The organism is Pseudothioclava nitratireducens, assembly GCF_029210495.1.
GTDB classification, from domain to species: domain Bacteria; phylum Pseudomonadota; class Alphaproteobacteria; order Rhodobacterales; family Rhodobacteraceae; genus Pseudothioclava; species Pseudothioclava nitratireducens.
Genome location: NZ_JARGDK010000010.1, coordinates 63,040 through 85,029, shown reverse-complemented (window position 1 = coordinate 85,029; position 21,990 = coordinate 63,040). Strand labels below are relative to the sequence as shown.

Below are 21,990 nucleotides of genomic sequence, written 5' to 3'. Positions count from 1 at the left end.
GACATCCGATCCTGCCCGCTCCACGGGCGCGCTGTCGAGTCCCGCAGCCTCCAGCCCCGAGAGCCGGGCCAAGAGACCGGACAGGAGAACCAAAACAAAAAGGGCGCCCGAAGGCGCCCTTTTCCAGAAATCCCAAGGGATTAGCAGGAGTAGTACATCTTGTACTCGACCGGGTGCGGGGTGTGCTCATAGGCATAGACCTCTTCCCATTTGAGCGCCATGTAACCCTCGAGCTGGCCTTTGGTGAACACGTCGCCTTGCAGCAGGAAGTCGTGATCGGCTTCCAGTGCCTCGAGCGCTTCACGCAGCGAGCCGCAGACCGTCGGGATCGACGCCAGTTCTTCCGGCGGCAGATCGTAGAGGTCTTTGTCCGAAGCCGGGCCCGGATCGATCTTGTTCTTGATACCGTCGAGACCAGCCATCAGCAGGGCCGCGAAAGCGAGGTAGGGGTTTGCCGCCGGATCGGGGAAGCGCGCTTCGACGCGTTTCGCCTTGGGCGACTCGGCCCACGGAATACGCACGCAGCCCGAGCGGTTGCGGGCCGAGTAGGCGCGCAGAACCGGAGCTTCGAAGCCCGGGATCAGACGCTTGTAGGAGTTGGTCGCCGGGTTGGTGATCGCGTTCAGCGCCTTGGCGTGCTTGAGGATGCCGCCGATGAAATACAGCGCCTCTTGCGACAGGTCAGCATATTTGTCGCCCGCGAAGAGCGGCTTGCCGTCTTTCCAGATCGACATGTTGACGTGCATGCCGGTGCCGTTGTCGCCCGCGATCGGCTTCGGCATGAAGGTCGCCGATTTGCCGTAGGCGTGCGCCACGTTGTGGATCACGTATTTGTACTTCTGGATGTTGTCGGCTTGCTCGGTCAGACCACCGAAGATCATGCCCAGCTCGTGCTGGCACGATGCCACTTCGTGGTGGTGCTTGTCGACGCGCATACCCATGCGCTTCATGGTGGAGAGCATCTCGCCGCGCAGGTCCTGAGCGTCGTCGATCGGGTTGACCGGGAAGTAGCCGCCCTTGATGCCCGGGCGGTGGCCCATGTTGCCCATCTCGTACTTGGTGTCCGAGTTCCAGGCGCCGTCGATCGCGTCAACCTCGTAGGAGACCTTGTTCATCGAGACCGAGAAGCGCACGTCGTCGAACAGGAAGAATTCAGCTTCCGGGCCGAAGAAGGCGGTATCGCCGATGCCCGAGGCCTTCAGGTAGGCTTCGGCTTTCTGTGCGGTGCCGCGGGGGTCGCGGTCATAGGCTTCGCCGGTGTCGGGTTCGACGACCGAGCAGTGCACGCACATGGTTTTTTCAGCGTAGAAGGGGTCGATATAGACCGACGACGCGTCCGGGATCAGTTTCATGTCGGACTGGTCGATGGACTTCCAGCCGGCGATGGACGAACCGTCGAACATGAAGCCTTCTTCGAAGAAATCTTCGTTCACTTCGGTATTGATCAGCGTCACGTGCTGGAGCTTGCCGCGCGGGTCGGTGAAGCGAACGTCAACGTATTCGACTTCCTCGTCCTTCATCAGCTTGAGAGCATTTTTAACGTCGCTCATATTCAGTTACCCTTTCCTTGGAGCGTGGGTGTTCAGGCCAAAGGCCGGAATTCGGTTCAAACTCAGACCGCGTCGTCGCCGGTCTCGCCGGTGCGGATGCGGATCGCCTGCTCGATGGGGGACACAAAGATCTTGCCGTCGCCAATCTTCTCGGTGCGCGCCGCCGAGGTGATCGCCTCGATCGCCGCCTCGACCATGTCATCGGCCAGCACCATCTCGATTTTCACCTTGGGCAGGAAATCGACGACATATTCGGCACCGCGATAGAGCTCGGTATGGCCTTTCTGACGCCCGAACCCTTTGACCTCGATCACCGAAAGCCCCTGAATACCGGCTTCCTGCAGCGCCTCTTTCACTTCATCGAGCTTGAAGGGCTTGATGATCGCTTCAACTTTTTTCATGCAGCCGACTCCCCCATCAGGTTTTCCGACCCCCTCAGACCACTTTCCTAAAAGCCCCGCAATCGGCTAGGCTGACGCATCGTGGCACGGGCCTTGGATTCCAAGCATTGCGCCTATTTTTTGTGCAGTTAGCACGTATCGCGGGCAGTTTGAAAACAAATTCGGCACGGAAATGCAGCAAACCCTGACAAGCGCCCAAATGCGCGCCGTTGAACAGGCCGCCATTGCGAGCGGCCGCGTGACCGGGCTAGAACTCATGGAGCGCGCCGGCCGCGCGGTGGCCGACGTGATCACAGAGCGCCGGCTGGGGACGTCCAACGACACCAACCCGACCGCGCGAGCGCTCGTGATCTGCGGTCCGGGCAATAATGGCGGCGATGGTTTTGTCGTCGCGCGCCTGCTGCATATCCGTGGCTGGCAGGTGGATGTGTTTCTCTACGGAGACCCGGACACGCTGCCGCCGGATGCAAAGGTCAACCATGATCTCTGGTCGGTTCTGGGGCCGGTCCATCCCCTCGCCTCCTTCCCGGCCTTCTGTGAACCGCTCGCCCCCTTGCCCTTCGATCTTCTGGTCGATGCCGCCTTCGGGATCGGCCTGACCCGCCCCCTCCCCCAAGAATTCCGCACTGTCTTTACCCACCTTTCCTCTGGTGAACTTGCCCGGAGCTGCGTGGCCATCGACATCCCCTCGGGCCTCTGCGCCGATACCGGCACGGTCCTGCGGCCTGCGGCCGATCCCGCCGGGCGCTGGCCCGCGGCGGAAGGTCTCGCCTGCAAGGCCGACCTGACCGTGACCTTCCACACCGCCAAGCCCGGTCACCTGACAGGCGACGGCCCGCGCTATTGCGGCACGGTGATCGTCAAGGATATCGGGCTTTGAGCTTCACCAAATCCTCACCATCAGGCGCTAGGCTTCACCCTTCACGCTGCCCCAAATATCCCCGCCGGAGGCTTCCATGACCCGCCAGATCGAGCTGACCGACGCGATGCGCGCGTTCCTCGCCAAATCACCCGAGGCGCATAAGTACGACTACGGTCATGCGCTGGTGCTCTCGGGGGGGCCGGGCAAAGGCGGGGCCGCCCGGCTGGCGGCGCGCGCGGCGCTTCGGGTCGGCGCGGGGCTGGTGACCGTGCTCGCTCCCAAACCCGCCATGGCCGAACACGCGGCGCAGCTCACCGCGATCATGCTCGATTGCCTGCCTGACGCCTATGCGCTGCGCGGCATGCTCAAGGACGCACGCCTGAACGCGCTCTGCCTCGGGCCGGGTCTGGGCCTTCCGCGCGCGCAGGAAATGGTCCCGGCGGCGCTTTGGGGGCAGCGCGCGACGGTGCTTGACGCCGATGCGCTCAGCGCCTTTGCCGACGACCCCGAGCGGCTCATCAATGCGCTCCATCCACGTTGCGTGCTTACCCCCCACATGGGAGAGTTCCGCCGCCTCTTCCCCGACCTGGCCGCGCTTGAAGATCGGGCCGAAGCCACACGCGCCGCCGCCGCCCGGGCCGGCTGCACGGTGCTCCTCAAGGGGTCAGTCACGACCGTCGCCGATCAGATTGGCCAAATCGCCCATCACGATGCGACCGGTGCGCACGCGGCCCCGTGGCTCGCGACCGCCGGCTCGGGCGACGTGCTGGCCGGGATCATCACCGGGCTGCTGGCGCGCGGCGCCGCCCCGTTCGAAGCAGCCTGCTCTGGCGCCTGGCTCCACGCCGAGGCGGCCCGCAGCTTCGGTCCGGGTCTCATCGCAGAGGATCTACCCGAAGAATTGCCGAAAATCTTCCGCAAGCTCGGCGTTTAAAACGAAAGCAGGGGGCCGAAGCCCCCCGCCCCCGACGGAAACCTTCATTTGGTCAAACGTTTACAGGCACCCGCGCCGCGCCAATCTCGACGCCATCGGCATAGATCACCTCGTCGCGCTCGAAGCACAGCGTGAACAGCCGCAGCCCATGTGCCGGACGACGCGTGATGAACTCCCCATCGACCAGCCGCGCCGCCGGAACCATCGCCTCCGCCGCGCCATACAGTGCCAAGGCGCGCCAGTCGCGCAACAGCACATCCGTATCGCCGCCGATGACCAACGCAGCCTCTGGCCGATCATGGCCCAGCACACCCGGGCGGATATGCACGATCTCCCCGGTAAATTCCTGCGCATGGAGCGCGACGATCCGGCGCATGCCGCCGCGCGTGATCACCCGGTCCCCCACCGAGAGAAATTCGACCGGCAACTCTCCATCCATCGTGCGAATAATCGTGCCCTGCGCGAGCCCGGCAATACGGACGGGTGCCGCCTTGGGCTGATTGGAATGATCCTTATGACGCGCACCGGGAGTCCCCCCGACATCGCGCCCCGTGGTCATATTTGCCATCGGGTTATCCTGCTCTGCTTGCCTGTTGACCGGCCTCTTTCGGGCCAGTTCTGGTTATAAGCCTGAGTCTAAGAGATAAAATCCGTTCGCGCGACCCTTTTTTCGGTTTTTGCCGCGCGCGCCCGCGCGATCCCCTTTCCTTGCGCCTCAGGCGTTGCTAGAAGGCCTCTCGTTGCGGGTGTGGCGGAACTGGTAGACGCACCAGATTTAGGTTCTGGCGCCTTTGGCGTGGGGGTTCGAGTCCCTTCACCCGCACCACTTTCCAGACAGGTCAGAAAGTCGGCGGCGTGCAGGCGCTGATCACCGTGCAAGGCTCCGCGCCGACCTGGCGGAACCGGTGCGGCGTGCGGCTGTCGAAGTAATAGGCGTCACCCGGCCCGAGGATCTTGCGCGCCTCGCCCACGGTGACCTCGACCCGGCCCGAGACGACGATGCCACCCTCCTCGCCCTCATGGCCATAAAGCACGCGACCCGTATCGGCGCCGGGCTGGTAGGTCTCCTTGAGGATCATCATCGCGCGCCCGAACAGGTTGCCCCCCACCTGCCGCAGCGACAGCCCGCCCTTGCCGATCTCGGACAGCTCGTCCGAGGCATAGAATATCTGCTGCTCGGGCTCGGGTTCAAAGGCGAAAAACTCGGACATGCGAACCGGGATTCCGTCGAGGATCTTGCGCAAGGCGCCGACCGAGGGATTCATCTTCCCCGACTCGATCAAGGAGATCGTCGAGTTCGGCACGCCCACGCGTTTCGCCAGCGCCCGCTGCGACAGACCGGCCCGCGCGCGCAGAACCCGAAGCCGGTGGCCAAGGGCAAGATCTTCCACCCCGGTGTTGTTGACGTTCATTATCTGCAAACTCCTGTTCACTGATTACAGCAATACAACAGCTTACCGCCTCGAAGAAACAGCCTATTTGGATATCCTAATCCCGCCTAGGATCCTGTCAAACCTCGGATCAAAAGGATTCTCCCGATGTCGAATGCTGAACTCGCCAAACGCCGCGTCGATGCCATGGCACGCGGTGTCGGTGTCATGACCGACCATTTCGTCACCCGCGCCCAAAACGCCGAAGTCTGGGACGAGGACGGCAACCGTCTGATTGACTTCGCCGCCGGGATCGCGGTGGTGAATACCGGGCATTGCAACCCACGCATCATGAAGGCCGTGAGCGAGCAGATGTTCGCCTTCTCGCATACCTGCCACCAAGTCCTGCCCTACGCGCCCTATGTGCGTCTGGCCGAGCGCCTGAACACCGCCGTGCCGGGCGATTTCGCCAAGAAAACCGTGTTCGTGACGACCGGCGCCGAGGCGGTCGAGAACGCGATCAAGATCGCCCGTGCCCATACCGGCCGCCCGGCGATCATCGCCTTTGGCGGTGCCTTCCACGGGCGCACCTTCATGGGCATGACGCTGACCGGCAAGGTCGTCCCCTACAAGGCGGGCTTCGGCGCGATGATGCCCGACGTGTTCCACGTCCCCTACCCCTGCGCGCTGCATGGCGTGTCGGTCGATGACACGTTTGCCGCGCTCGACAAGCTGTTCAAAGCCGATCTCGACCCGGCCCGCGTCGCTGCCGCCATCTTCGAGCCCGTGCAGGGCGAAGGCGGCTTCTACCCGGCCCCCGCCGAATTCGTCACCCGCCTGCGTGCGCTGTGCGACCAGCATGGCATCGTGATGATCGCGGACGAGGTCCAGACCGGATTTGCCCGCACCGGCAAGCTCTTTGCGATGGAGCATTACGGTGTCTCGGCCGATATCACCACCATGGCCAAAGGGCTGGGCGGCGGCTTCCCGATTTCGGCCCTCACCGGTCGCGCGGAGATCATGGACGCCCCCGCACCGGGCGGTCTGGGCGGCACCTATGGCGGCAACCCGCTTGGCATCGCGGCGGGCAATGCCGTGCTCGACGAGATCGAAGAGCATGACCTTTGCGCACGCGCCGAGACCATGGGCGCGAAGCTCAAATCCGTGCTTGCCGATATCCGCGGCAACACGCCCGAGCTGGCCGAGATCCGCGGCCCCGGCATGATGGTCGCGGCCGAGTTCATGACCGTGGACGGCGCGCCGAACCCCGATCTGACCAATCGCATCCGCCAAGAGGCGCTCAAGCGCGGGCTCGTCCTGCTGACCTGCGGCGTCTACGGCAACGTGATCCGCTTCCTCGCGCCGCTCACCATCGAGGACGAGATTTTCGATGAGGCGATGGGCATCCTCAAAGAGGCCATCGCGGCCGCACGGGTGGCCTGATGCGCGCCCTGAAAGACCCGAGCCTGCTGGAAACTCGCGCCTATGTGAACGGGGAGTGGATCGACGTCCCGCGCAAGTTTGCCGTCGAGAACCCCGCGACCGGAGAGGTGATCGCCGAAGTCACCGATCTGGGTCCGGAAGACGTGGCCCGCGCGATCGACGCCGCCTATGAGGCCAAGCGCGCCTGGGCCGCGCTGCCCGGCAAGGAGCGCTCCATCGTGCTGCGCCGCCTTTTCGATCTGATGGTTGCGCATGCCGATGATCTGGCGACGATCCTGACCGCCGAGATGGGCAAACCCTGGCCCGAGGCGCGCGGAGAGATCCTCTATGGCGCGTCCTTCATCGAATGGTTCGCCGAAGAGGCCAAGCGCGTCTATGGCGACGTGATCCCCGCCCCGCAATCGGACAAGCGGTTCGTGGTGATCAAGCAGCCGGTGGGCGTCGTCGGCGCGATCACACCGTGGAACTTCCCGAACGCGATGCTGACCCGCAAGATGTCGCCTGCGCTCGCGGTCGGCTGCACGGTGGTCGCGCGCCCCTCCGAGTTCACGCCGCTTTCGGCGCTCGCCATCGCAGTTCTGGCCGAACGCGCGGGCCTGCCGCCGGGCGTGCTCAACGTGCTGCCGGGGATGGATGCGGCGGGCATGGGGGCGGAGCTTTGCGCCAATCCCAAGGTCGCCAAGATCACCTTCACCGGCTCGACCCGCGTGGGGCGTCTGCTGATGAAACAGGGCGCGGACACGATCAAGAAGCTCTCGCTCGAGCTGGGCGGCAACGCGCCTTTCATCGTGTTTGACGACGCCGATCTGGATGCGGCGGTCGAAGGCGCGATGATCGCCAAGTTCCGCAACAACGGCCAGACCTGCGTCTGCGCGAACCGGATCTATGTGCAAGCGGGCATCTATGACGCTTTCGCCGAGAAGCTGGCCGTGGCGCTCGGCAATCTCAAGCTCGGGGACGGGTTTGGCGAAGGGGTCACCACCGGCCCGCTGATCAACACCGCCGCCGTCGCCAAGGTCGAGGATCACATTGCGGATGCGGTCTCCAAGGGGGCCGAAATCGCCGCCGGGGGCACGCGCTCGAACCTCGGGCGCACCTTCTTCGAACCGACGATCCTCACCGGCGTCACCCAGTCGATGAAGGTCGCCAGCGAGGAAACCTTCGGCCCACTCGCCCCCTTGGTGAAGTTCGACACCGAGGACGAAGCCATCGCCCATGCGAATGCCTCGGAGTTCGGTCTCGCGGGCTATTTCTACACCCGCGACCTCGCCCGTGCATGGCGCGTCGGTGAGGCAATGGAGACCGGCATGGTCGGCATCAATACCGGCCTGATCTCAAGCGAGATGGGCCCGTTCGGGGGTATCAAGCAATCGGGTCTGGGGCGCGAAGGCTCCAAATACGGCTGCGACGATTTCCTCGAGATCAAGAACATGGTCTTCGGCGGTATCGCCTGACCGATGGCGCGGCCCCCTCTTCGGGGGCCGCAGCGTTCAGCGCGCACGCATCACCATCCCAAAGAGATCACGCGGATCGTCCGGGTCCGCGAGCATGTCGAGCGGCGTCACGAAATCCGTGCCCGCCACGCGGTCATGCACATAGCGCAGCGCCGAGAAATCCTCGACCGCGAAACCCACGCTGTCGAAAAGCGTGATCTCGCGCGGGTCCCGCCGCCCTTCCGCCTCGCCGCGCATCACCTGCCACAGTTCGGTGACCGGATGGTCCTCGGCAAGTTGCTGGATTTCGCCCTCGATCCGGGTCTGCTCGGGATATTCCACAAAGATCGAAGAGCGCAGCAGGATGTCGCGGTGAAGCTCTGTCTTGCCGGGGCAATCGCCGCCAATCGCGTTGATATGCACGCCCGCGCCGACCATGTTGTCGGTCAGGATCGTCGCATATTGCTTGTCGGCGGTGCAGGTGGTGATGACTTGCGCGCCCTCAACCGCCTCTTGCGCAGAGTGACACTCGACGATCTCAAACCCCTGCGCACGCAGGTTGCGCGCGGCCTTTTCGGTCGCGGACCCGTCAATATCGTAAAGCCGCAGACGCTCGATCCCGCAGAGCGCCCGGAAGGCCAGCGCCTGAAACTCGCATTGCGCGCCATTGCCGATCATCGCCATGACCTGAGCGCCTTTGGGTGCCAGATAGCGCCCGACCAGCGCCGAGGTCGACGCCGTGCGCAGCGCTGTCAGCACCGTCATTTCGCTCATCAGGATCGGATAGCCGTTCGCCACCGACGACAGCACACCAAAGGCGGTGACCGTTTGATAGCCCTCGCGCATGTTCTTCGGATGGCCGTTCACATATTTGAACCCGTAGAGCGCACTGTCCGCCGTGGGCATCAGCTCGATTACCCCCTCGCGGGAATGGGACGCCACGCGCGGGGTCTTGTCGAATTCCGGCCAGCGGCGGAAATCCTCTTCGATATAGGTGGCCAGTTCGGCCATGAAGCGTTCCGGCCCGGTCGCATTGACAAGCCGCATCATGTTCTCGACCGAAACGAAGGGCACAAAGGCCAGATCGGAAGGTGTAACCCCCATCAGAAGAACCTCCGCGTCGGACGATCCAGCACCCGCCGCCCCATCAGAGACGCGGCCAGATCGCACATGAGCGTGGCGGTGCGCCCGCGCTCGTCGAGGAATGGGTTCAGCTCGACCAGATCGAGGGAACTCACCAGCCCGCTATCGCACAGCGTCTCCATGATGAGATGCGCCTCGCGGAAGGTCGCTCCGCCCGGCACGGTCGTGCCGACCGCAGGCGCGATGCCCGGCTCAAGGAAGTCGACATCGAGGCTCACATGCAAAAGCCCGTTCGCTGCCTCCACCCGCTCAAGAAACTCGCGCAGGGGTTTGAGCACGCCAAACTCGTCGATCACGCGCATATCATGCACCTCGACGCCCAGATCATGGATGCGGGTGTGCTCCGCCCCATCGACCGAACGAATCCCCATCAGGCACAGGTTCTCGGGCGGCACGGGCGCGGCCAGCGGCGGATAGGCCTCGCAGCCCGGCTGACCCGTGAAATAGGCGACCGGTGTGCCGTGCAGATTGCCGCTTTCGGTGGTGTCGAGCGTGTGCAGATCGGGATGCGCGTCGAGCCAGAGCACGAAAAGCGGCCGTCCAGCCTCGGCAGCGGCGCGCGCCACCCCCGGCACCGTGCCCGCCGAGATCGAATGATCGCCGCCCATGAAGATCGGCAGATCACAGCCCTTCGCGGCCTCATAGGCGCGCGGCTCCAGTGCCTCGATCCACGCAATCGTCTGCGCAAGATTGCGCAGCACCGGGTTCGGATGCGCAACCGGCGCGACTTCGGGGATCGTCACATCTCCCAGATCGCGCACGTCCCAGCCAAGCCCGCGCAGGCTTGCGATCAGACCCGCCGTGCGCAGCGCCGCCGGCCCCATCAGGCACCCCGGTTGCGAGGCGCCCGTTTCGATCGGCGCCCCCAGAATGAAGCAAGATTTTCCCATGTGATCTCCTGTTCGCTAACCCCCATCATGGCTGAAAGAGATCGCAAATCGCACTTTAATTTTGCGCATTTCGCATCCAGTATTATGCAAATTGAATAATCGGATCGCCACAATGACCAACCCCCGCCTTTCCGAGACCGACCGCGCCATCATCGCCGCACTGCGCGCCAATGCGCGCATGTCAATCACGGAACTCGCGCAAGCCACGGGCATCTCGCGCACCACGGCGCGCAGCCGCCTCGACGCGCTCGTGGCCGAAGGACGTATCCGCCGCTTCACGGTCGAAACCGATGTCGATGTCGAAGGCGAGGTGAAGGCGATCACGCTGGTCGAGCTTCAAGGCAAGATGTCGCGCGCGGTCATTCGCACCCTTACCCGCATTCCCGAGGTCGCCACCGTCTACGCCACCAATGGGGCGTGGGATCTCGTGGTGGAAATACGCACCGACAGCCTTGCGAATTTCGACCGGGTGCTGCGTGAAATCCGCGAAGTTCCCGGTGTTCTCAACAGCGAAAGCTGCCTCTTGCTGGCGCCGGTTTCGGCCTGAACCGCCCTGCCCCCACGACGCCGCGCCGCGGCATCCGCAGCCCCTCGCGCAAGATGCGCGAAATCGCGCGTGCGCGCCCCCGAAATCCCCCGTTTTCACCTTGCCTCCAAGGCGCGTGAACACTAGAAGGGCGGCTGAAATTCGACGGATTGGCCGCCTGACGCGCGGCCCAAAGGATAAAGGACATCCCATGCAGGTCACCGAGACCCTCAACGAAGGCCTCAAGCGCGGCTACCAGATCACCATCTCCGCCGCCGAGCTCGACGAGAAAGTCACCGAGAAACTGCTCGAAGCGCAGCCGGAAATCGAGATCAAAGGCTTCCGCAAGGGCAAGGTTCCGCTGGCCATGCTGCGCAAGCAATTCGGCGAGCGCGTGCTCGGCGATGCGATGCAGGAAGCTGTCGATGGCGCGATGTCCGAGCATTTCGAGAAAACCGGCGACCGCCCCGCGATGCAGCCGAAAATGGAAATGGACGGCGGCGACGCATGGAAGCCGGGTGACGACGTGGTCGTGAACGTGACCTATGAAAACCTGCCGGATATCCCGGAAGTGGACCTCAAGGGCCTCAAGCTCGAGCGTCTGGTCGTGAAGGCCGAGGACGCCGCCGTGACCGAGGCGCTGGAAAATCTCGCCAAGACCGCGCAGAACTTCGAGAAGAAGAAAAAAGGCAGCAAAGCCGCTGATGGCGATCAGGTCGTGATCGACTTCGAAGGCTTCGTCGATGGTGAAGCATTCGAAGGCGGCAAGGGCGAGGACTACCCGCTCGTGCTCGGCTCGGGCTCGTTCATTCCGGGCTTTGAAGACCAGCTGATGGGCTCGAAAGAAGGCGAGGCCGTCGAGGTCAACGTCAAGTTCCCCGAGCAATACGGCGCAGCCCACCTCGCCGGCAAGGACGCGCTCTTCAAGTGCACCGTCAAGGAAGTCCGCGGCGCGGCTGAAGCCCAGATCGACGACGAACTGGCCAAGAAGTTCGGCGCAGAAGACCTCGCCGCGCTCAAGTCGCAGATCGCAGAGCGTCTGGAAGCCGAGTACAAAGGCGCCTCGCGCGCGGTTCTCAAGCGCGGCCTGCTCGATCAGCTCGACGCCAAGGTGAAATTCGAACTGCCGCCCTCGCTCGTCGAAGCCGAAGCCGGTCAGATCGCACACCAGCTCTGGCACGAAGAGCACCCGGAAGAGCACGGCCATAACCACGGCGAAATCGAAGCGACCGACGAGCACAAGACCCTCGCCGAACGCCGCGTGCGCCTTGGCCTGCTGCTCGCCGAACTCGGCCGCAAGCAGGAAATCGAAGTGACCGACGCCGAAATGACCCAGGCCGTGCTGAACCAGGCACGCCAATACCCGGGCCAGGAACGCGCCTTCTTCGAATTCGTGCAGCAAAACCCGCAGATGCAACAGCAACTGCGCGCGCCGATCTTCGAGGACAAAGTCGTCGACTTCATCGTCGAAGGGGCCGAAGTGACCGAGAAAGAGGTCTCGAAAGAGGACCTGCAAAAGGCCATCGAAGCGCTCGACGAACTGTAATCCCACCCATTCGGGATGTGAAAGGCCGCCCCTCGGGGCGGCCTTTTTGCTGGGCGCAGAACAACACGGCCCTGCTCAAACACAGCCCTGTCAGTCTGCCCGAAATATCCCGGGGGAGAGGCCGTCAGGCCTCGGGGGCGGCGCCCCCCTGCCCTTTGATCTCGATGACGCGATGCGGATAGGGGATCGTGATCCCGTTCTCCTTCAGCGCATTCCAAATGATGAAGAGCACGTCCGAGGCATATTTGTTCTTGCCGTCGTCGATCCCGTTCACCCAGAACTCGACCGCGAAATCGATCCCGCTATCCCCGAAACCGCGCAGCTCGCAATCGGGCGGCTCCGGGGCGGTCAGCGCCTTGGGATAGGCCGAAACCGCCGCCTCGATGATCTCGGGCACCCGATTGATATCCGTGTCATAGCTCACGGAGAACGGCACCTCGATCCGGTTGGCCGAACCCTGATCCGAGTAGTTCACCACACGCGTCGTGATGAAATGCTCGTTCGGCACCACGATCCACTTGCCATCGAAGGTCTCGAGGATGATCGAGCGCATCGTCATCTTGACGATCGTGCCCTGCTCGCCACCGTCGAGTTCGACATAATCGCCGACCGTGGCCTGCCCTTCGAGCAGCAGGATGATCCCCGAGATGAAGTTCGAAGCGATCTGTTGCAGGCCAAAACCGATCCCGACACCGATCGCCCCCCCGATCACCGCGAGCGAGGTCAGATTGACGCCCATCACGTTCATCAGGATCAGGAAGGCCGCGCCGAAGATCACGACTTCCGCGGCCTTGATTGCCAGTTGGCGCGTCGCCGGGCGCAACCCGTCCTGCGCCTCGAGATAGAGATGCGAGCGGTCGTTCGAGAACCGGCCGAGCCAGAAGATCAACCCGCCGAACAGCGCGAATTTGACCACCCAGAGCATGTCGAAGGACAGGTTCCCAAGCGGCACGCGCATCGCGGCGAGCGCCTCGCTCACGACGGGCAGCAGGCCCAGCACATAGACCGGGCCGATGGGCAGCACGACAAACCGTCCATAGGCGCGCAGGAACGGGTCGCGCAGCACGTCGCGCACAAAGACCCGCAGTGCGAGGAACAGGAAGATCCGCTTGCCCAGCCCGACAACCCCCGCCGTGCCAAAGGCCGCGCGCAAGCCCTCTTCGGCCCCGGCGGCGATCGCCGCACAGGTGAGCGGCACGATGATCGGGGCAAAGCGCCGCGCCTCGTTGCGGGCAAAGACCATGAGCCCTCGGGCCCCTTCAGCGGGCGTCAGCAGGCGCACGAAGAGCGCCTTGAGCTTGCCGCCGATCAGCCGCCCCAGCAGCCACGCCACCGCCAGCGCCACGATCTGCCCCCATGCGGCAGGCGTCACCGCCCAGTCGCGGGCGATCTCGATCCAGGGTTGCAGCTTGTCGAGATAGCTTTGCAGCATGGCATCCTCCGGCCTAGAGCCTTTGTCCTAGGACAGCGCCCGCCAAACGACAAGCGCCGATGAAAAAACCGCGCCCCTTGCGGGACGCGGTTTCAGGCCATCACCGTAGTGCGGCGCCTTGTCTTGAGGCTCAGGCTTCTTCGCCTTCGTCGTCGCCGGTCGCGCCGCCGATATCGTCGAAGAGTTCCGCGATCTCGAATTCAGCTTCGGCTTCCGCCTCGGCTGCGAGTTCCTGGATCGACTTGCCCGAGGCTTGCAGTTCGGCCTCTTCGGTCGAGCGGGCCACGTTCAGAACGATGGTCGCGTCGACTTCGGGGTGCAGAACCACGTGCACTTCGTGCAGGCCCAGATCCTTGATCGGGGCTTTCAGCGCGACTTGCTTCTTGTCGAGCGAGAAGCCCGAAGCGGTCGCTGCGTCAGCCGCGTCACGGGTGGTGACCGAGCCGTAGAGAGCGCCGGCATCCGATGCCGAGCGAATCACAACGAACTGTTGCCCGTTGAGTTTCGCGGCCAGATCTTCGGCCTCTTTCTTGGTTTCGAGGTTGCGCGCTTCGAGCTGCGCCTTGCGGTCCTCGAAGGACTTGATGTTGGCTTCCGAGGCGCGCAGCGCCTTGCCTTGCGGCAGCAGGAAGTTGCGGCCGTAGCCGTCCTTGACGGTCACGACATCGCCCATTTGGCCGAGCTTGGCCACACGTTCGAGAAGGATGACTTGCATGTGCCTGGCTCCTTACTTCACAGCGTAGGGCAGCAGGGCGAGGAAGCGGGCGCGTTTGATGGCGCGCGCGAGTTCACGCTGCTTTTTCGCCGAAACGGCGGTGATACGGGCGGGGACAATCTTGCCGCGCTCAGAGATGTAGCGCTGCAGAAGACGGGTGTCTTTGTAGTCGATCTTCGGCGCATTCTCACCCGAGAACGGGCAAACCTTGCGGCGACGGAAAAACGGTTTAGCTGCCATGGTTTAGCTCCTCTCGATCAACGGCGCTCACGGCGCTCGGAGCGCTCGTCGCGTTTTTGCATCTGCACGGACGGACCTTCTTCATGTGCGTCGACCTTGATGGTCAGCACGCGCATCACGTCGTCATGCAGGCGGCACAGGCGTTCCATTTCCTGAACGGCGGCCGAGGGCGCGTCGGTCTTCAGGAAGGCGTAGTGGCCTTTGCGGTTCTTGTTGATCTTGTAGGCCATGGTCTTCACGCCCCAGTACTCGGTTTCGACGACTTTGCCGCCGTTATCCGCGAGGACGGTCGAGAAGTGTTCGATGAGGCCTTCGGCTTGCGCGTTGGACAGGTCCTGACGCGAAATGAGGACATGCTCGTAAAGGGGCATGCGGGCTCCTGTTTGTCTCGGGCGGCTTCATAGGTGGGGTTCAGACTTCCGCGTCCCACCACGAGAGGCTCCGCCGGTTCATACGATTGCGGAAGATGGCGCGTTATACCGGCATTGCCCCGCGATGCAAGGAAGAAATCCCTGCCCGCCCCTAGCGCCCCAGAAGCCGCGCCATCATGCGGATCTTTCGCCGCTTCAGTCCTTTGTAGGGCGGCATGAAACTGGCCAGCGGCGCGCGGCGGTTCACGAGCACCGGCTTTTCGTGGCTGAAGGCCCGGAACCCCCATTCGCCATGTGCCGCCCCGATGCCGGAATTGCCGATCCCCCCGAAGGGCAGGTTGAGATGCATGTAATGCGCCAGCGTCACATTCACCCCCACCGCGCCAGAGCTGGTGGCGGTACTCACCCGGTCGATGAACGCCTTGTCCTTCTCGAACACATAAAGCGCGAGCGGCTTTGGCCCCTTGTTGATCCGGGCGATGACCGCGTCGATATCCTCGAAGGGGATCAGCGGCAGGATCGGGCCGAAGATTTCCTCGCGCATCACCGTCATGTCGGGCCGCACCCCGGTCAGCACGGTCGGCGCAACAAAGCGGCTTTCGGCATCGCCCGCGCCGCCAAGCGCGATGGTCGCGCCGATGCTTTCGGCCTGATTGATCATGTCCACGAGCCGCTGATAGTGACGCGCACTCACGATCTTGGCCAGATCGCCCGAGGCCATCTGCGCCTCCGGGTCTTTGCCATACATCCGCGCGATCTCGGCCCGGACCGCCTTGAGGAACTTGTCCATCCGCGAGGTGGCGACATAGACGTGATCGGGCGCGATACAGGTCTGGCCGGCATTGGCGAACTTGCCCCAGACGATCGCGCGGGCCGCCGCCGGAATATCGGCATCGGGGCCGACGATCACCGGCGATTTACCCCCGAGTTCGAGCGTGACCGGCGTCAGGTGCTGCGCCGCCTGCGCCATGACCTTGCGGCCGACGGCGGGCGAGCCGGTGAAAAAGACATGATCGAAGGGCTTGTCGAGCAACGTCTGCGCAACGCCCGCCCCCCCCTCGGCCACCCAGACCAGATCCGGGGCAAAGGCCGTCTCCATCATCTTCGCCAGAAGCGCCGAGGTCGCGGGCGTGAATTCCGACGGCTTTATGATCGCGGCATTGCCCGCGCCCAGCGCCGAGACCAGCGGACCCAGCGCAAGACCCAGAGGATAGTTCCATGGCGCGATAATCAGCACCGTCCCCTTGGGTTCGGGCCGGATCAGCCCCTTGGTGCCCACGGTGGCCAGCGTCCCCTTGACCTTGCGCACCTTCATCCAACCCTTGAGATGCTTGAGCGTGTGGCTGATCTCGGCCTGCACGGGCAGGATTTCGGTCAGGCGCACTTCGGGTTCGGGTTTGCCAAGATCGGCGGCCAGCGCGGCGATGATCTCGCGCTCATGGCTGCGCACGGTCTTGGCGAGCGTTTTCAGCGCGAGACGCCGACGCTCAAGGTCGAACCCGGTGCGCCGCTCCTGCGCGCCGGCGGTCATCGCGGCAAAGCGCTCCGAGATAAGCGCGGCGGGTGTATCGGCGACGCTTGCCGGGGGGGCGACGGGCGCGGCAGCCTGTTGCGCCGCCTCCGATGCGACGGCTTCGGGGCCGTTCGCCTCGTTGATCGTGCGGGACACCGCCGCCATCATGTCATCCTCGTCACGCGCCATACCGGATCAATCTCCTAAAACCATTGCCCATTTTTTCCGCACCCATCCCCGCTTGGCAAGCCCGGAGCATTGCGCCACAAATCTGTTTCGAAACGCGAAACGCCGCGACACGCGCCCCGCAAAGGATAGCCTATGTCACCCGATATCTATGGCATGATTGAGGCCAGCCCAGTGCATCTCCATGAAATCACGGCTCCGAACGGTGCGCGGGCCCGGATCATCAGCTACGGCGCGCGGCTCGTGGAGTGGCTCTGCCCCGATCCACGCGGCGCAATACGCCCGGTGACACTCTCCCGGCCCGACCTCGCGGGCTACCGCGCCTGCACGGCCTTCATGGGCGCTACCTGCGGGCGCTTTGCCAACCGGATCGACGGCGGGCGGGTGACGATCGACGGGAAGGTCTGGCACCTTGACCGCAACGATGGGGCGAACACGCTTCACGGTGGCGCGGGCGGGTTTGACAGCCGGGTCTGGCGCTTCACACAGTGGGATAGCGCCTCAGCGCGGCTCGAACTGATCTCCAAGGATGAGGACATGGGCTTTCCCGGCACCGCCCGCATCAGCGTCACCTACGCGTTCACGCCCGAGAACGCGCTGACGATCACCATGGAGGCCGAGACCACGCAGGCCACGGTGATGAACCTCGCCCATCACAGCTACTTCAACCTCTCGGGCGCCGAGACGATCCTCGATCACGAGATGCAGATCGGTGCCGAACACTACACCCCCACCCGCGCCGATCAGATCCCGACCGGCGAAATCCGTCCGGTCGCGGGCAGCGCGTTAGATTTTCGCCACGGGCGCGCGATTGGCGCTGCGATGCCGGGGCCGGACGGGTTCGACCATAATTTCTGCCTGAGCGAGCCGCCCGGACCAGACGGTCTTCGGCTGGCCGCGACGCTGCGCGCGCCCGAAACGGGGCGAACGCTCTCGATCCGGACCGATGCGCCCGGCCTTCAGGTCTATACGGGCGCGCATTTGGATCCGGCCCAGCCCGGCCTCGGGCGACGGATCGGGCGCTTTGGGGGGATCGCGCTGGAAACCCAGAACTGGCCCGATGCGCCGAACCACTCGGGCTTTCCCAGCGCGCTCCTGCGCCCCGGCGAGATCTACCGTCACCGGATGGAGATGACGGTGACAGACCCGGCCTATTCGGCCAGCACCGCCTGACGCTGCACGCCCAAGCCCTCGACGCCCAATTCCACGCGGTCGCCCGCACGCAGATAGCGCGGCGGCTTCATCCCCATACCCACACCGGGCGGCGTGCCGGTCGAAATCACATCCCCCGGCTCCAGCGTCATGAAGCGCGACAGATACGAGACGAGGAACGGTACGTTGTAGACCATCGTCCGGGTCGAGCCCTTCTGCATAACCTCGCCATTCACGGTCAGCCACATGTCAAGCGCCTGCGGATCGGCCACCGCGTCGCGGGTCACGAGCCACGGACCCAACGGGCCGAAATGGTCATGGCTCTTGCCCTTGGTCCATTGCCCGGAATGTTCCGTCTGAAAGGCGCGCTCGGAGACATCGTTACAGATGCAATAGCCCGCGACGTGATCAATCGCCTCCGCCTCGGAGACATATTTCGCGCGCTTACCGATGACGAAGGCCAGTTCAACCTCCCAGTCGGTCTTCTCAGAGCCGCGCGGGATCAGGATCGGATCGTTCGGCCCGCAGATCGCCGAGGTGGCCTTCATGAAGATCACCGGTTCGGGCGGCACCTCCATGCCCGCCTCGGCGGCGTGGTCGGCATAGTTCAGCCCGATGCAGATCAGCTTGCCGACACCCGCGACACAAGCGCCGATCCGCGTGTCAGGCGCGACCTCGGGCAGCGTGGCGGGATCAAGCGCGCGCAGCATCCCCATCCCCGGATCGGACAGCACCTCGCCCCCGATATCGGGCACCAGACCGCTCAGGTCGCGGATCGTGCCATCCTCATGCATCAGCCCCGGCTTCTCGGCCCCTTTCGGCCCGTGACGCAAAAGTTTCATCGCCTGTCCTCCTCTTTGCCTCTCTATAAGCCTGTGCGGCAAAACAGTCATCCGCCTGTTACAGGACCGCGCCAAGAGAGATTTCCACTCTGGCGGCCTCCCGCGCGGGCTGGCAGAAGAGTTGAGACGACCAAGGACCCCGGAATGACGCCCACCACGCCCTCCGCCAATCCGCTGCGCGCCTATATGGCGGTGACCGCCGCCTATTGGGCCTTCATGCTGTCCGATGGCGCGCTGCGGATGCTGGTGCTGCTGCATTTCCACGGGCTTGGCTTTTCGGCGCTGCAACTGGCGTGGCTTTTCCTGCTTTATGAGATCGCGGGGATCGTGACCAACCTGACGGCGGGCTGGCTGGCCGCGCGGTTCGGACTGGCCTCGACACTCTATGCGGGGCTGGGGCTCCAGATCGTGGCGCTGACCGCGCTGGCGCAACTTGATCCGGCGTGGTCGGTCGGGCTTTCCGTCGTCTATGTGATGGCCGTGCAAGGCGCCTCGGGGGTGGCCAAGGACCTGGCCAAGATGTCCTCGAAATCGGCGGTCAAACTGCTGGCTCCCAAGGGCGATGGCGCGCTGTTTCGCTGGGTCGCCGTGCTGACCGGGTCGAAGAACGCGGTCAAAGGCTTGGGCTTCTTCCTTGGCGCGGCCCTACTCGCGCTGGCCGGGTTCGAGGCGAGCCTCTGGGCCATGGCCGCGATCCTTGGCGCGATCCTGCTGGGCGTCGTGCTGTTCTTGCCCAAGGGGCTGCCCACCGGGCGCAAATCCGCGAAACTCACCCATGTCTGGTCCAAAGACGCCCGCATCAATCAGCTGTCTCTGGCCCGGATGTTTTTGTTCGGCGCGCGCGATGTGTGGTTCGTCGTGGGCTTGCCGATCTATTTCAAGGCGATCCTCTCGGATGGAACCGCCGCCGGGGATCGTATGGCGTTCTTCCTCGTGGGCGGCTTCATGGCGGTCTGGATCATGCTTTACGGCGCGGTGCAGGGCACGGCCCCGCGCCTCCTGCGCGCCCGAAGCGATGACCCCGCCCCCGCTGCCCGGCAGGCGACCTGGGCGGCGGCGATCCTGGCGCCGATCCCGGCGCTTCTGGCGCTGGCCGCACTGATTGCAGGCGGAGCGGAGACATGGCTCACCGTGACGCTGGTCCTTGGCCTCCTTGCCTTTGGCTTCGTTTTCGCGCTGAACTCAGCGCTCCATTCCTACCTGATCCTTGCACTCAGTGCGCATGAGCGGGTCACGATGGATGTGGGGTTCTACTATATGGCCAACGCGGCGGGGCGGCTGCTTGGCACGCTCCTTTCGGGGCTGAGCTATCAGATCGGCGGCTTGCCTCTGTGTCTTGTGACCTCGGCGGCGATGGCGGGCGCAAGCTGGCTAGCGATGCGCCGCCTCACGCCTTAGCGCCGGTCAAACCCCAGCCAGTGATCGAGCGAGAGCCGCCCCGGCCCGCGCAGGATCACCGTCAGGAAACACGCCGCCCAAAGCCCATGCGTGACCCAGGCCTCGGGGAAGACGAAGGTCTGGATCACCGCCGTCATCCCCAAAAGCGCCAGCGCCGAGAGCCGCGTGGCGAGCCCCAGCACAAGCAGCACCGGAAAGACATGCTCGGCCACCGTCGCCATGACAGCCGCGACATTCGGCGGGATGACCGGCAGCGCGTAAAGGTCCTCGAACAGCGCCCAGGTCGAGGGTTTGATCGACAGCCCGTCAACCTTGGTCCGGCCCGAGAACCAGAACACCGCCGCCGGAAACAGCCGCGCGGCGGTCAAGGCGATGTCCTCGGGCAGACGATCAAAAACCGCATTCAGCGGGCGCAGGATGGCGGTCGGGGTCATGGTGTGTCTCCTGTCAGGCGGGCCGCGACGATCTGGCCGTCGCGGATGAGGTTGGAAAAGACGGTGATCGGGTCAAAGCCCGCGCCCAGTCGCGCGGCTTGGCGCGAAGCGGCCAGACAGGTCTCGCCCGCGCGCAGCGCCTCGATGAAAACGGCCTCCGCAGGATCGAGCGCTCGCGTCAGCACCTGATCCACGCCCCGGCGCGAGACAAACACCGCATCGCCCTGCCACGTAACGGGGCTTGGCGGTGGCTCGGGCTGCTGACGGCGCCAGACCTGATAACCGGGGGTGTCGAGCCGCAGGACCTCTGCCGCTGGCACGAGCACGAGTTGCAAGCGCGCCATATCGCCAGCGAGCGCCAAGAGCGCCTCCGGCGGCATCGGTCGCGCATCCGCCGCGTGATAGGCCCGCCCGCGCGCCAGTTCGATCCGCGCGACATCGGCCAGATAGGGCAAATGGGCGAGCGGCGCGAGCGTCGCCACAAAGCCCGGCATCGCGTCGCCCCATTCGTGCAGCACCGGGCTGCGCGGCGGATGGGCGGCGATGAAATCGGCACTCAGCGCGCGGAAACACTCCGCCCCCAAGAGCCGCTCCAGCGCCGGGAACCGCGCCCGCAACGCCTCGTGCAGAGAGTGGTGGACATTGTTGCGATAGATCGCGAACCGCGCCTCGGAGGTGGTGAGGCCGGGCGGCATTGCGCCCCCCGCCAGCGCCGCGCGCCAGTGGTCCAGCCGCTCAGGATGCGCGGGCATGGGTCAGCCCCCGGTCGAGGATCGCCTGCGCCTGTTGGGCATCGGCCCAAAGCGTTAGAAAATCGGGGACATCATTGTCCCATTCGATCAGTGTGGGCTGCGGCCCGATCCGCCCGATCAGCTCGGCATAAAGCGCCCAGACCGGGTCGGCGACCGGCGCGCCATGCGCGTCGATCAGCACCGTGCCCTCGGGAAGCTCCTCGGCCTCATGCCCGCCCAGATGCAACTCCCCCACCGCCGCAACCGGAAACGCCGCGAGATAGGCGCGCGGATCGGCACCGTGGTTCGAGCAACTGACAAAAACATTGTTCACGTCGAGCAACAGCCCGCAGCCAGTGCGCTTGACGATCTCGGCCAGAAACGTGGTTTCGGGGATCGTGGACTCGGAGAATGTCACATAGGTCGCTGGGTTTTCCAGCAGCATCCGCCGCCCCAGCGCGTCTTGGAGCTGGTCGATATGATCGCAGACGAGGTCCAGGGTCTCGGGCGTATAGGGCAAGGGCAGAAGGTCGTTCAGATAGGCCTCGCCATGGCTGGCCCATGCCAGATGCTCGGAAAAACTGTCGGGCTCGTAGCGGTCACAGAGCACCCGCAAGCGGCGCAGATGGTCCGCATCGAGCGGCCCCGCGCCACCGATCGACAGCCCCACCCCGTGAAACGAGAGCGCATAATCGGCGCGCAAGGAGGCAAGCATCGCATGCGGTGCGCCCCCCGCCCCCATGTAATTCTCGGCATGGATCTCGAAGAACCCAAGATCCGGGCGCGTCTCGCGGATCGCGTCAAAATGCTGCGGCTTGAAGCCAAGCCCGGCTTGCGCTGGCAGGGTCATCGGAACCTCCGTTCGGGAAAAGGGTCCG

General features: G+C 64.5%; 23 protein-coding genes and 1 tRNA gene. 9 read left to right on the top strand and 15 right to left on the bottom strand.

Going from position 1 to position 21,990, the window contains the following annotated elements; all coding sequences use genetic code 11:
• Positions 1-140: 140 nt before the first annotated feature.
• Entirely contained in the window at positions 141-1,550 is a 1,410-nt protein-coding gene (gene glnA / locus P0X85_RS12140) for a type I glutamate--ammonia ligase (protein WP_275813597.1), read from the bottom strand.
• A 62-nt stretch (positions 1,551-1,612) separates the two neighbouring features.
• On the bottom strand, positions 1,613-1,951 hold the full coding sequence (locus tag P0X85_RS12135; protein ID WP_275813594.1) for a P-II family nitrogen regulator: 339 nt from the start codon (positions 1,949-1,951) through the stop codon (positions 1,613-1,615).
• 199 nt (positions 1,952-2,150) lie between these two features.
• Between P0X85_RS12135 and P0X85_RS15170 the strand changes: the two genes are divergently transcribed.
• Positions 2,151-2,831 carry an NAD(P)H-hydrate epimerase gene (locus P0X85_RS15170; protein WP_275813591.1) on the top strand — a complete coding sequence of 227 codons (681 nt, stop codon included), beginning with the start codon at positions 2,151-2,153 and terminating at the stop codon, positions 2,829-2,831.
• Between the two features lie 76 nt (positions 2,832-2,907).
• Positions 2,908-3,747 (top strand): NAD(P)H-hydrate dehydratase, encoded by an 840-nt coding sequence (locus P0X85_RS15165; RefSeq protein ID WP_420851835.1) that lies wholly within the window; start codon positions 2,908-2,910, stop codon positions 3,745-3,747.
• A 52-nt stretch (positions 3,748-3,799) separates the two neighbouring features.
• Here the strand turns inward: P0X85_RS15165 and P0X85_RS12120 are convergent, their stop codons facing one another.
• Positions 3,800-4,315 carry a Hint domain-containing protein gene (locus P0X85_RS12120; protein ID WP_275813588.1) on the bottom strand — a complete coding sequence of 172 codons (516 nt, stop codon included), beginning with the start codon at positions 4,313-4,315 and terminating at the stop codon, positions 3,800-3,802.
• 174 nt (positions 4,316-4,489) lie between these two features.
• Between P0X85_RS12120 and P0X85_RS12115 the strand changes: the two genes are divergently transcribed.
• A tRNA-Leu gene (locus P0X85_RS12115) sits at positions 4,490-4,573 on the top strand.
• A gap of 13 nt (positions 4,574-4,586) precedes the next feature.
• Here the strand turns inward: P0X85_RS12115 and P0X85_RS12110 are convergent.
• The gene (locus P0X85_RS12110; RefSeq protein ID WP_275813585.1) at positions 4,587-5,159 is read right to left on the bottom strand and encodes a cupin domain-containing protein; all 573 of its coding nucleotides are present in this window, start codon (positions 5,157-5,159) and stop codon (positions 4,587-4,589) included.
• A 126-nt stretch (positions 5,160-5,285) separates the two neighbouring features.
• Here P0X85_RS12110 and P0X85_RS12105 point away from each other — a divergent pair, with 126 nt between their 5' ends.
• Together P0X85_RS12105 and P0X85_RS12100 are read left to right on the top strand one after the other, a co-directional pair.
• Positions 5,286-6,560, top strand: a complete 1,275-nt coding sequence (locus P0X85_RS12105) for a 4-aminobutyrate--2-oxoglutarate transaminase (RefSeq protein ID WP_275813582.1) — start codon at positions 5,286-5,288, stop codon at positions 6,558-6,560.
• Positions 6,560-8,014: an NAD-dependent succinate-semialdehyde dehydrogenase gene (locus P0X85_RS12100; protein ID WP_275813579.1), complete on the top strand. Its 1,455-nt coding sequence runs from the start codon at positions 6,560-6,562 to the stop codon at positions 8,012-8,014. The genes P0X85_RS12105 and P0X85_RS12100 overlap by 1 nt, the downstream gene beginning before the upstream one ends.
• 36 nt (positions 8,015-8,050) lie before the next feature.
• Here the strand turns inward: P0X85_RS12100 and P0X85_RS12095 are convergent, their stop codons facing one another.
• Both P0X85_RS12095 and rocF read right to left on the bottom strand, forming a co-directional pair.
• Positions 8,051-9,097 carry an ornithine cyclodeaminase gene (locus P0X85_RS12095; protein WP_275813575.1) on the bottom strand — a complete coding sequence of 349 codons (1,047 nt, stop codon included), beginning with the start codon at positions 9,095-9,097 and terminating at the stop codon, positions 8,051-8,053.
• Positions 9,097-10,026, bottom strand: a complete 930-nt coding sequence (gene rocF / locus P0X85_RS12090) for an arginase (protein WP_275813572.1) — start codon at positions 10,024-10,026, stop codon at positions 9,097-9,099. Before rocF ends, P0X85_RS12095 begins: the two co-directional genes overlap by 1 nt.
• A 112-nt stretch (positions 10,027-10,138) precedes the next feature.
• Between rocF and P0X85_RS12085 the strand changes: the two genes are divergently transcribed.
• Positions 10,139-10,573 (top strand): Lrp/AsnC family transcriptional regulator, encoded by a 435-nt coding sequence (locus tag P0X85_RS12085; RefSeq protein ID WP_275813569.1) that lies wholly within the window; start codon positions 10,139-10,141, stop codon positions 10,571-10,573.
• Positions 10,574-10,763: 190 nt separating this feature from the next.
• Positions 10,764-12,098 carry a trigger factor gene (gene tig, locus P0X85_RS12080; protein WP_275813566.1) on the top strand — a complete coding sequence of 445 codons (1,335 nt, stop codon included), beginning with the start codon at positions 10,764-10,766 and terminating at the stop codon, positions 12,096-12,098.
• A 124-nt stretch (positions 12,099-12,222) separates the two neighbouring features.
• Here the strand turns inward: tig and P0X85_RS12075 are convergent, their stop codons facing one another.
• From P0X85_RS12075 to P0X85_RS12055, 5 genes are all read right to left on the bottom strand, one after another.
• Positions 12,223-13,530, bottom strand: coding sequence for a mechanosensitive ion channel family protein (locus tag P0X85_RS12075; RefSeq protein ID WP_275813563.1), 1,308 nt, complete (start codon positions 13,528-13,530; stop codon positions 12,223-12,225).
• Between the two features lie 130 nt (positions 13,531-13,660).
• On the bottom strand, positions 13,661-14,245 hold the full coding sequence (gene rplI, locus P0X85_RS12070) for a 50S ribosomal protein L9 (protein ID WP_275813560.1): 585 nt from the start codon (positions 14,243-14,245) through the stop codon (positions 13,661-13,663).
• A gap of 12 nt (positions 14,246-14,257) precedes the next feature.
• Positions 14,258-14,485, bottom strand: coding sequence for a 30S ribosomal protein S18 (rpsR, locus tag P0X85_RS12065; protein WP_095596572.1), 228 nt, complete (start codon positions 14,483-14,485; stop codon positions 14,258-14,260).
• 17 nt (positions 14,486-14,502) lie between these two features.
• Positions 14,503-14,856 carry a 30S ribosomal protein S6 gene (rpsF, locus tag P0X85_RS12060; RefSeq protein WP_275813554.1) on the bottom strand — a complete coding sequence of 118 codons (354 nt, stop codon included), beginning with the start codon at positions 14,854-14,856 and terminating at the stop codon, positions 14,503-14,505.
• Between the two features lie 151 nt (positions 14,857-15,007).
• Positions 15,008-16,558: an aldehyde dehydrogenase family protein gene (locus P0X85_RS12055; protein ID WP_275813551.1), complete on the bottom strand. Its 1,551-nt coding sequence runs from the start codon at positions 16,556-16,558 to the stop codon at positions 15,008-15,010.
• Positions 16,559-16,690: 132 nt separating this feature from the next.
• On the opposite strand from P0X85_RS12055, the gene P0X85_RS12050 reads away from it, so the two are divergent.
• Positions 16,691-17,728 carry an aldose epimerase family protein gene (locus tag P0X85_RS12050; protein WP_275813548.1) on the top strand — a complete coding sequence of 346 codons (1,038 nt, stop codon included), beginning with the start codon at positions 16,691-16,693 and terminating at the stop codon, positions 17,726-17,728.
• Here P0X85_RS12050 and P0X85_RS12045 read toward each other — a convergent pair.
• On the bottom strand, positions 17,707-18,549 hold the full coding sequence (locus P0X85_RS12045) for a fumarylacetoacetate hydrolase family protein (protein ID WP_275813544.1): 843 nt from the start codon (positions 18,547-18,549) through the stop codon (positions 17,707-17,709). The two genes, P0X85_RS12050 and P0X85_RS12045, sit on opposite strands and share 22 nt — an antisense overlap.
• Before the next feature lie 144 nt (positions 18,550-18,693).
• Here P0X85_RS12045 and arsJ point away from each other — a divergent pair, with 144 nt between their 5' ends.
• Positions 18,694-19,947, top strand: a complete 1,254-nt coding sequence (gene arsJ, locus P0X85_RS12040) for an organoarsenical effux MFS transporter ArsJ (RefSeq protein WP_275813541.1) — start codon at positions 18,694-18,696, stop codon at positions 19,945-19,947.
• Here arsJ and P0X85_RS12035 read toward each other — a convergent pair.
• From P0X85_RS12035 to bufB, 3 genes are read right to left on the bottom strand one after another with little or no spacing between them, the layout of a single operon-like run.
• Positions 19,944-20,381, bottom strand: a complete 438-nt coding sequence (locus tag P0X85_RS12035; RefSeq protein ID WP_275813538.1) for a DoxX family protein — start codon at positions 20,379-20,381, stop codon at positions 19,944-19,946. The two genes, arsJ and P0X85_RS12035, sit on opposite strands and share 4 nt — an antisense overlap.
• A complete protein-coding gene (locus P0X85_RS12030) occupies positions 20,378-21,133 on the bottom strand; it encodes an HvfC/BufC N-terminal domain-containing protein (protein ID WP_275813535.1) in 756 nt (251 codons plus the stop codon). Before P0X85_RS12030 ends, P0X85_RS12035 begins: the two co-directional genes overlap by 4 nt.
• Positions 21,117-21,962: an MNIO family bufferin maturase gene (gene bufB / locus P0X85_RS12025; RefSeq protein ID WP_275813532.1), complete on the bottom strand. Its 846-nt coding sequence runs from the start codon at positions 21,960-21,962 to the stop codon at positions 21,117-21,119. The genes P0X85_RS12030 and bufB overlap by 17 nt, the downstream gene beginning before the upstream one ends.
• Between the last annotated feature and the right edge of the window lie 28 nt (positions 21,963-21,990).

What these genes read in the sequence shown, in the direction of transcription:
- rpsF (WP_275813554.1), bottom strand. Translation starts at nt 14,856, where the DNA reads ATGCCCCTTTACGAGCATGTCCTCATTTCGCGTCAGGACCTGTCCAAC.
- P0X85_RS12135 (WP_275813594.1), bottom strand. Translation starts at nt 1,951, where the DNA reads ATGAAAAAAGTTGAAGCGATCATCAAGCCCTTCAAGCTCGATGAAGTG.
- P0X85_RS12095 (WP_275813575.1), bottom strand. Translation starts at nt 9,097, where the DNA reads ATGGGGGTTACACCTTCCGATCTGGCCTTTGTGCCCTTCGTTTCGGTC.
- bufB (WP_275813532.1), bottom strand. Translation starts at nt 21,962, where the DNA reads ATGACCCTGCCAGCGCAAGCCGGGCTTGGCTTCAAGCCGCAGCATTTT.
- P0X85_RS15170 (WP_275813591.1), top strand. Translation starts at nt 2,151, where the DNA reads ATGCGCGCCGTTGAACAGGCCGCCATTGCGAGCGGCCGCGTGACCGGG.
- rplI (WP_275813560.1), bottom strand. Translation starts at nt 14,245, where the DNA reads ATGCAAGTCATCCTTCTCGAACGTGTGGCCAAGCTCGGCCAAATGGGC.
- arsJ (WP_275813541.1), top strand. Translation starts at nt 18,694, where the DNA reads ATGACGCCCACCACGCCCTCCGCCAATCCGCTGCGCGCCTATATGGCG.
- P0X85_RS12055 (WP_275813551.1), bottom strand. Translation starts at nt 16,558, where the DNA reads ATGGCGCGTGACGAGGATGACATGATGGCGGCGGTGTCCCGCACGATC.
- P0X85_RS15165 (WP_420851835.1), top strand. Translation starts at nt 2,908, where the DNA reads ATGACCCGCCAGATCGAGCTGACCGACGCGATGCGCGCGTTCCTCGCC.
- P0X85_RS12085 (WP_275813569.1), top strand. Translation starts at nt 10,139, where the DNA reads ATGACCAACCCCCGCCTTTCCGAGACCGACCGCGCCATCATCGCCGCA.
- P0X85_RS12105 (WP_275813582.1), top strand. Translation starts at nt 5,286, where the DNA reads ATGTCGAATGCTGAACTCGCCAAACGCCGCGTCGATGCCATGGCACGC.
- glnA (WP_275813597.1), bottom strand. Translation starts at nt 1,550, where the DNA reads ATGAGCGACGTTAAAAATGCTCTCAAGCTGATGAAGGACGAGGAAGTC.
- tig (WP_275813566.1), top strand. Translation starts at nt 10,764, where the DNA reads ATGCAGGTCACCGAGACCCTCAACGAAGGCCTCAAGCGCGGCTACCAG.
- P0X85_RS12100 (WP_275813579.1), top strand. Translation starts at nt 6,560, where the DNA reads ATGCGCGCCCTGAAAGACCCGAGCCTGCTGGAAACTCGCGCCTATGTG.
- P0X85_RS12035 (WP_275813538.1), bottom strand. Translation starts at nt 20,381, where the DNA reads ATGACCCCGACCGCCATCCTGCGCCCGCTGAATGCGGTTTTTGATCGT.
- P0X85_RS12045 (WP_275813544.1), bottom strand. Translation starts at nt 18,549, where the DNA reads ATGAAACTTTTGCGTCACGGGCCGAAAGGGGCCGAGAAGCCGGGGCTG.
- P0X85_RS12110 (WP_275813585.1), bottom strand. Translation starts at nt 5,159, where the DNA reads ATGAACGTCAACAACACCGGGGTGGAAGATCTTGCCCTTGGCCACCGG.
- rocF (WP_275813572.1), bottom strand. Translation starts at nt 10,026, where the DNA reads ATGGGAAAATCTTGCTTCATTCTGGGGGCGCCGATCGAAACGGGCGCC.
- P0X85_RS12120 (WP_275813588.1), bottom strand. Translation starts at nt 4,315, where the DNA reads ATGGCAAATATGACCACGGGGCGCGATGTCGGGGGGACTCCCGGTGCG.
- P0X85_RS12030 (WP_275813535.1), bottom strand. Translation starts at nt 21,133, where the DNA reads ATGCCCGCGCATCCTGAGCGGCTGGACCACTGGCGCGCGGCGCTGGCG.
- P0X85_RS12050 (WP_275813548.1), top strand. Translation starts at nt 16,691, where the DNA reads ATGTCACCCGATATCTATGGCATGATTGAGGCCAGCCCAGTGCATCTC.
- P0X85_RS12075 (WP_275813563.1), bottom strand. Translation starts at nt 13,530, where the DNA reads ATGCTGCAAAGCTATCTCGACAAGCTGCAACCCTGGATCGAGATCGCC.
- rpsR (WP_095596572.1), bottom strand. Translation starts at nt 14,485, where the DNA reads ATGGCAGCTAAACCGTTTTTCCGTCGCCGCAAGGTTTGCCCGTTCTCG.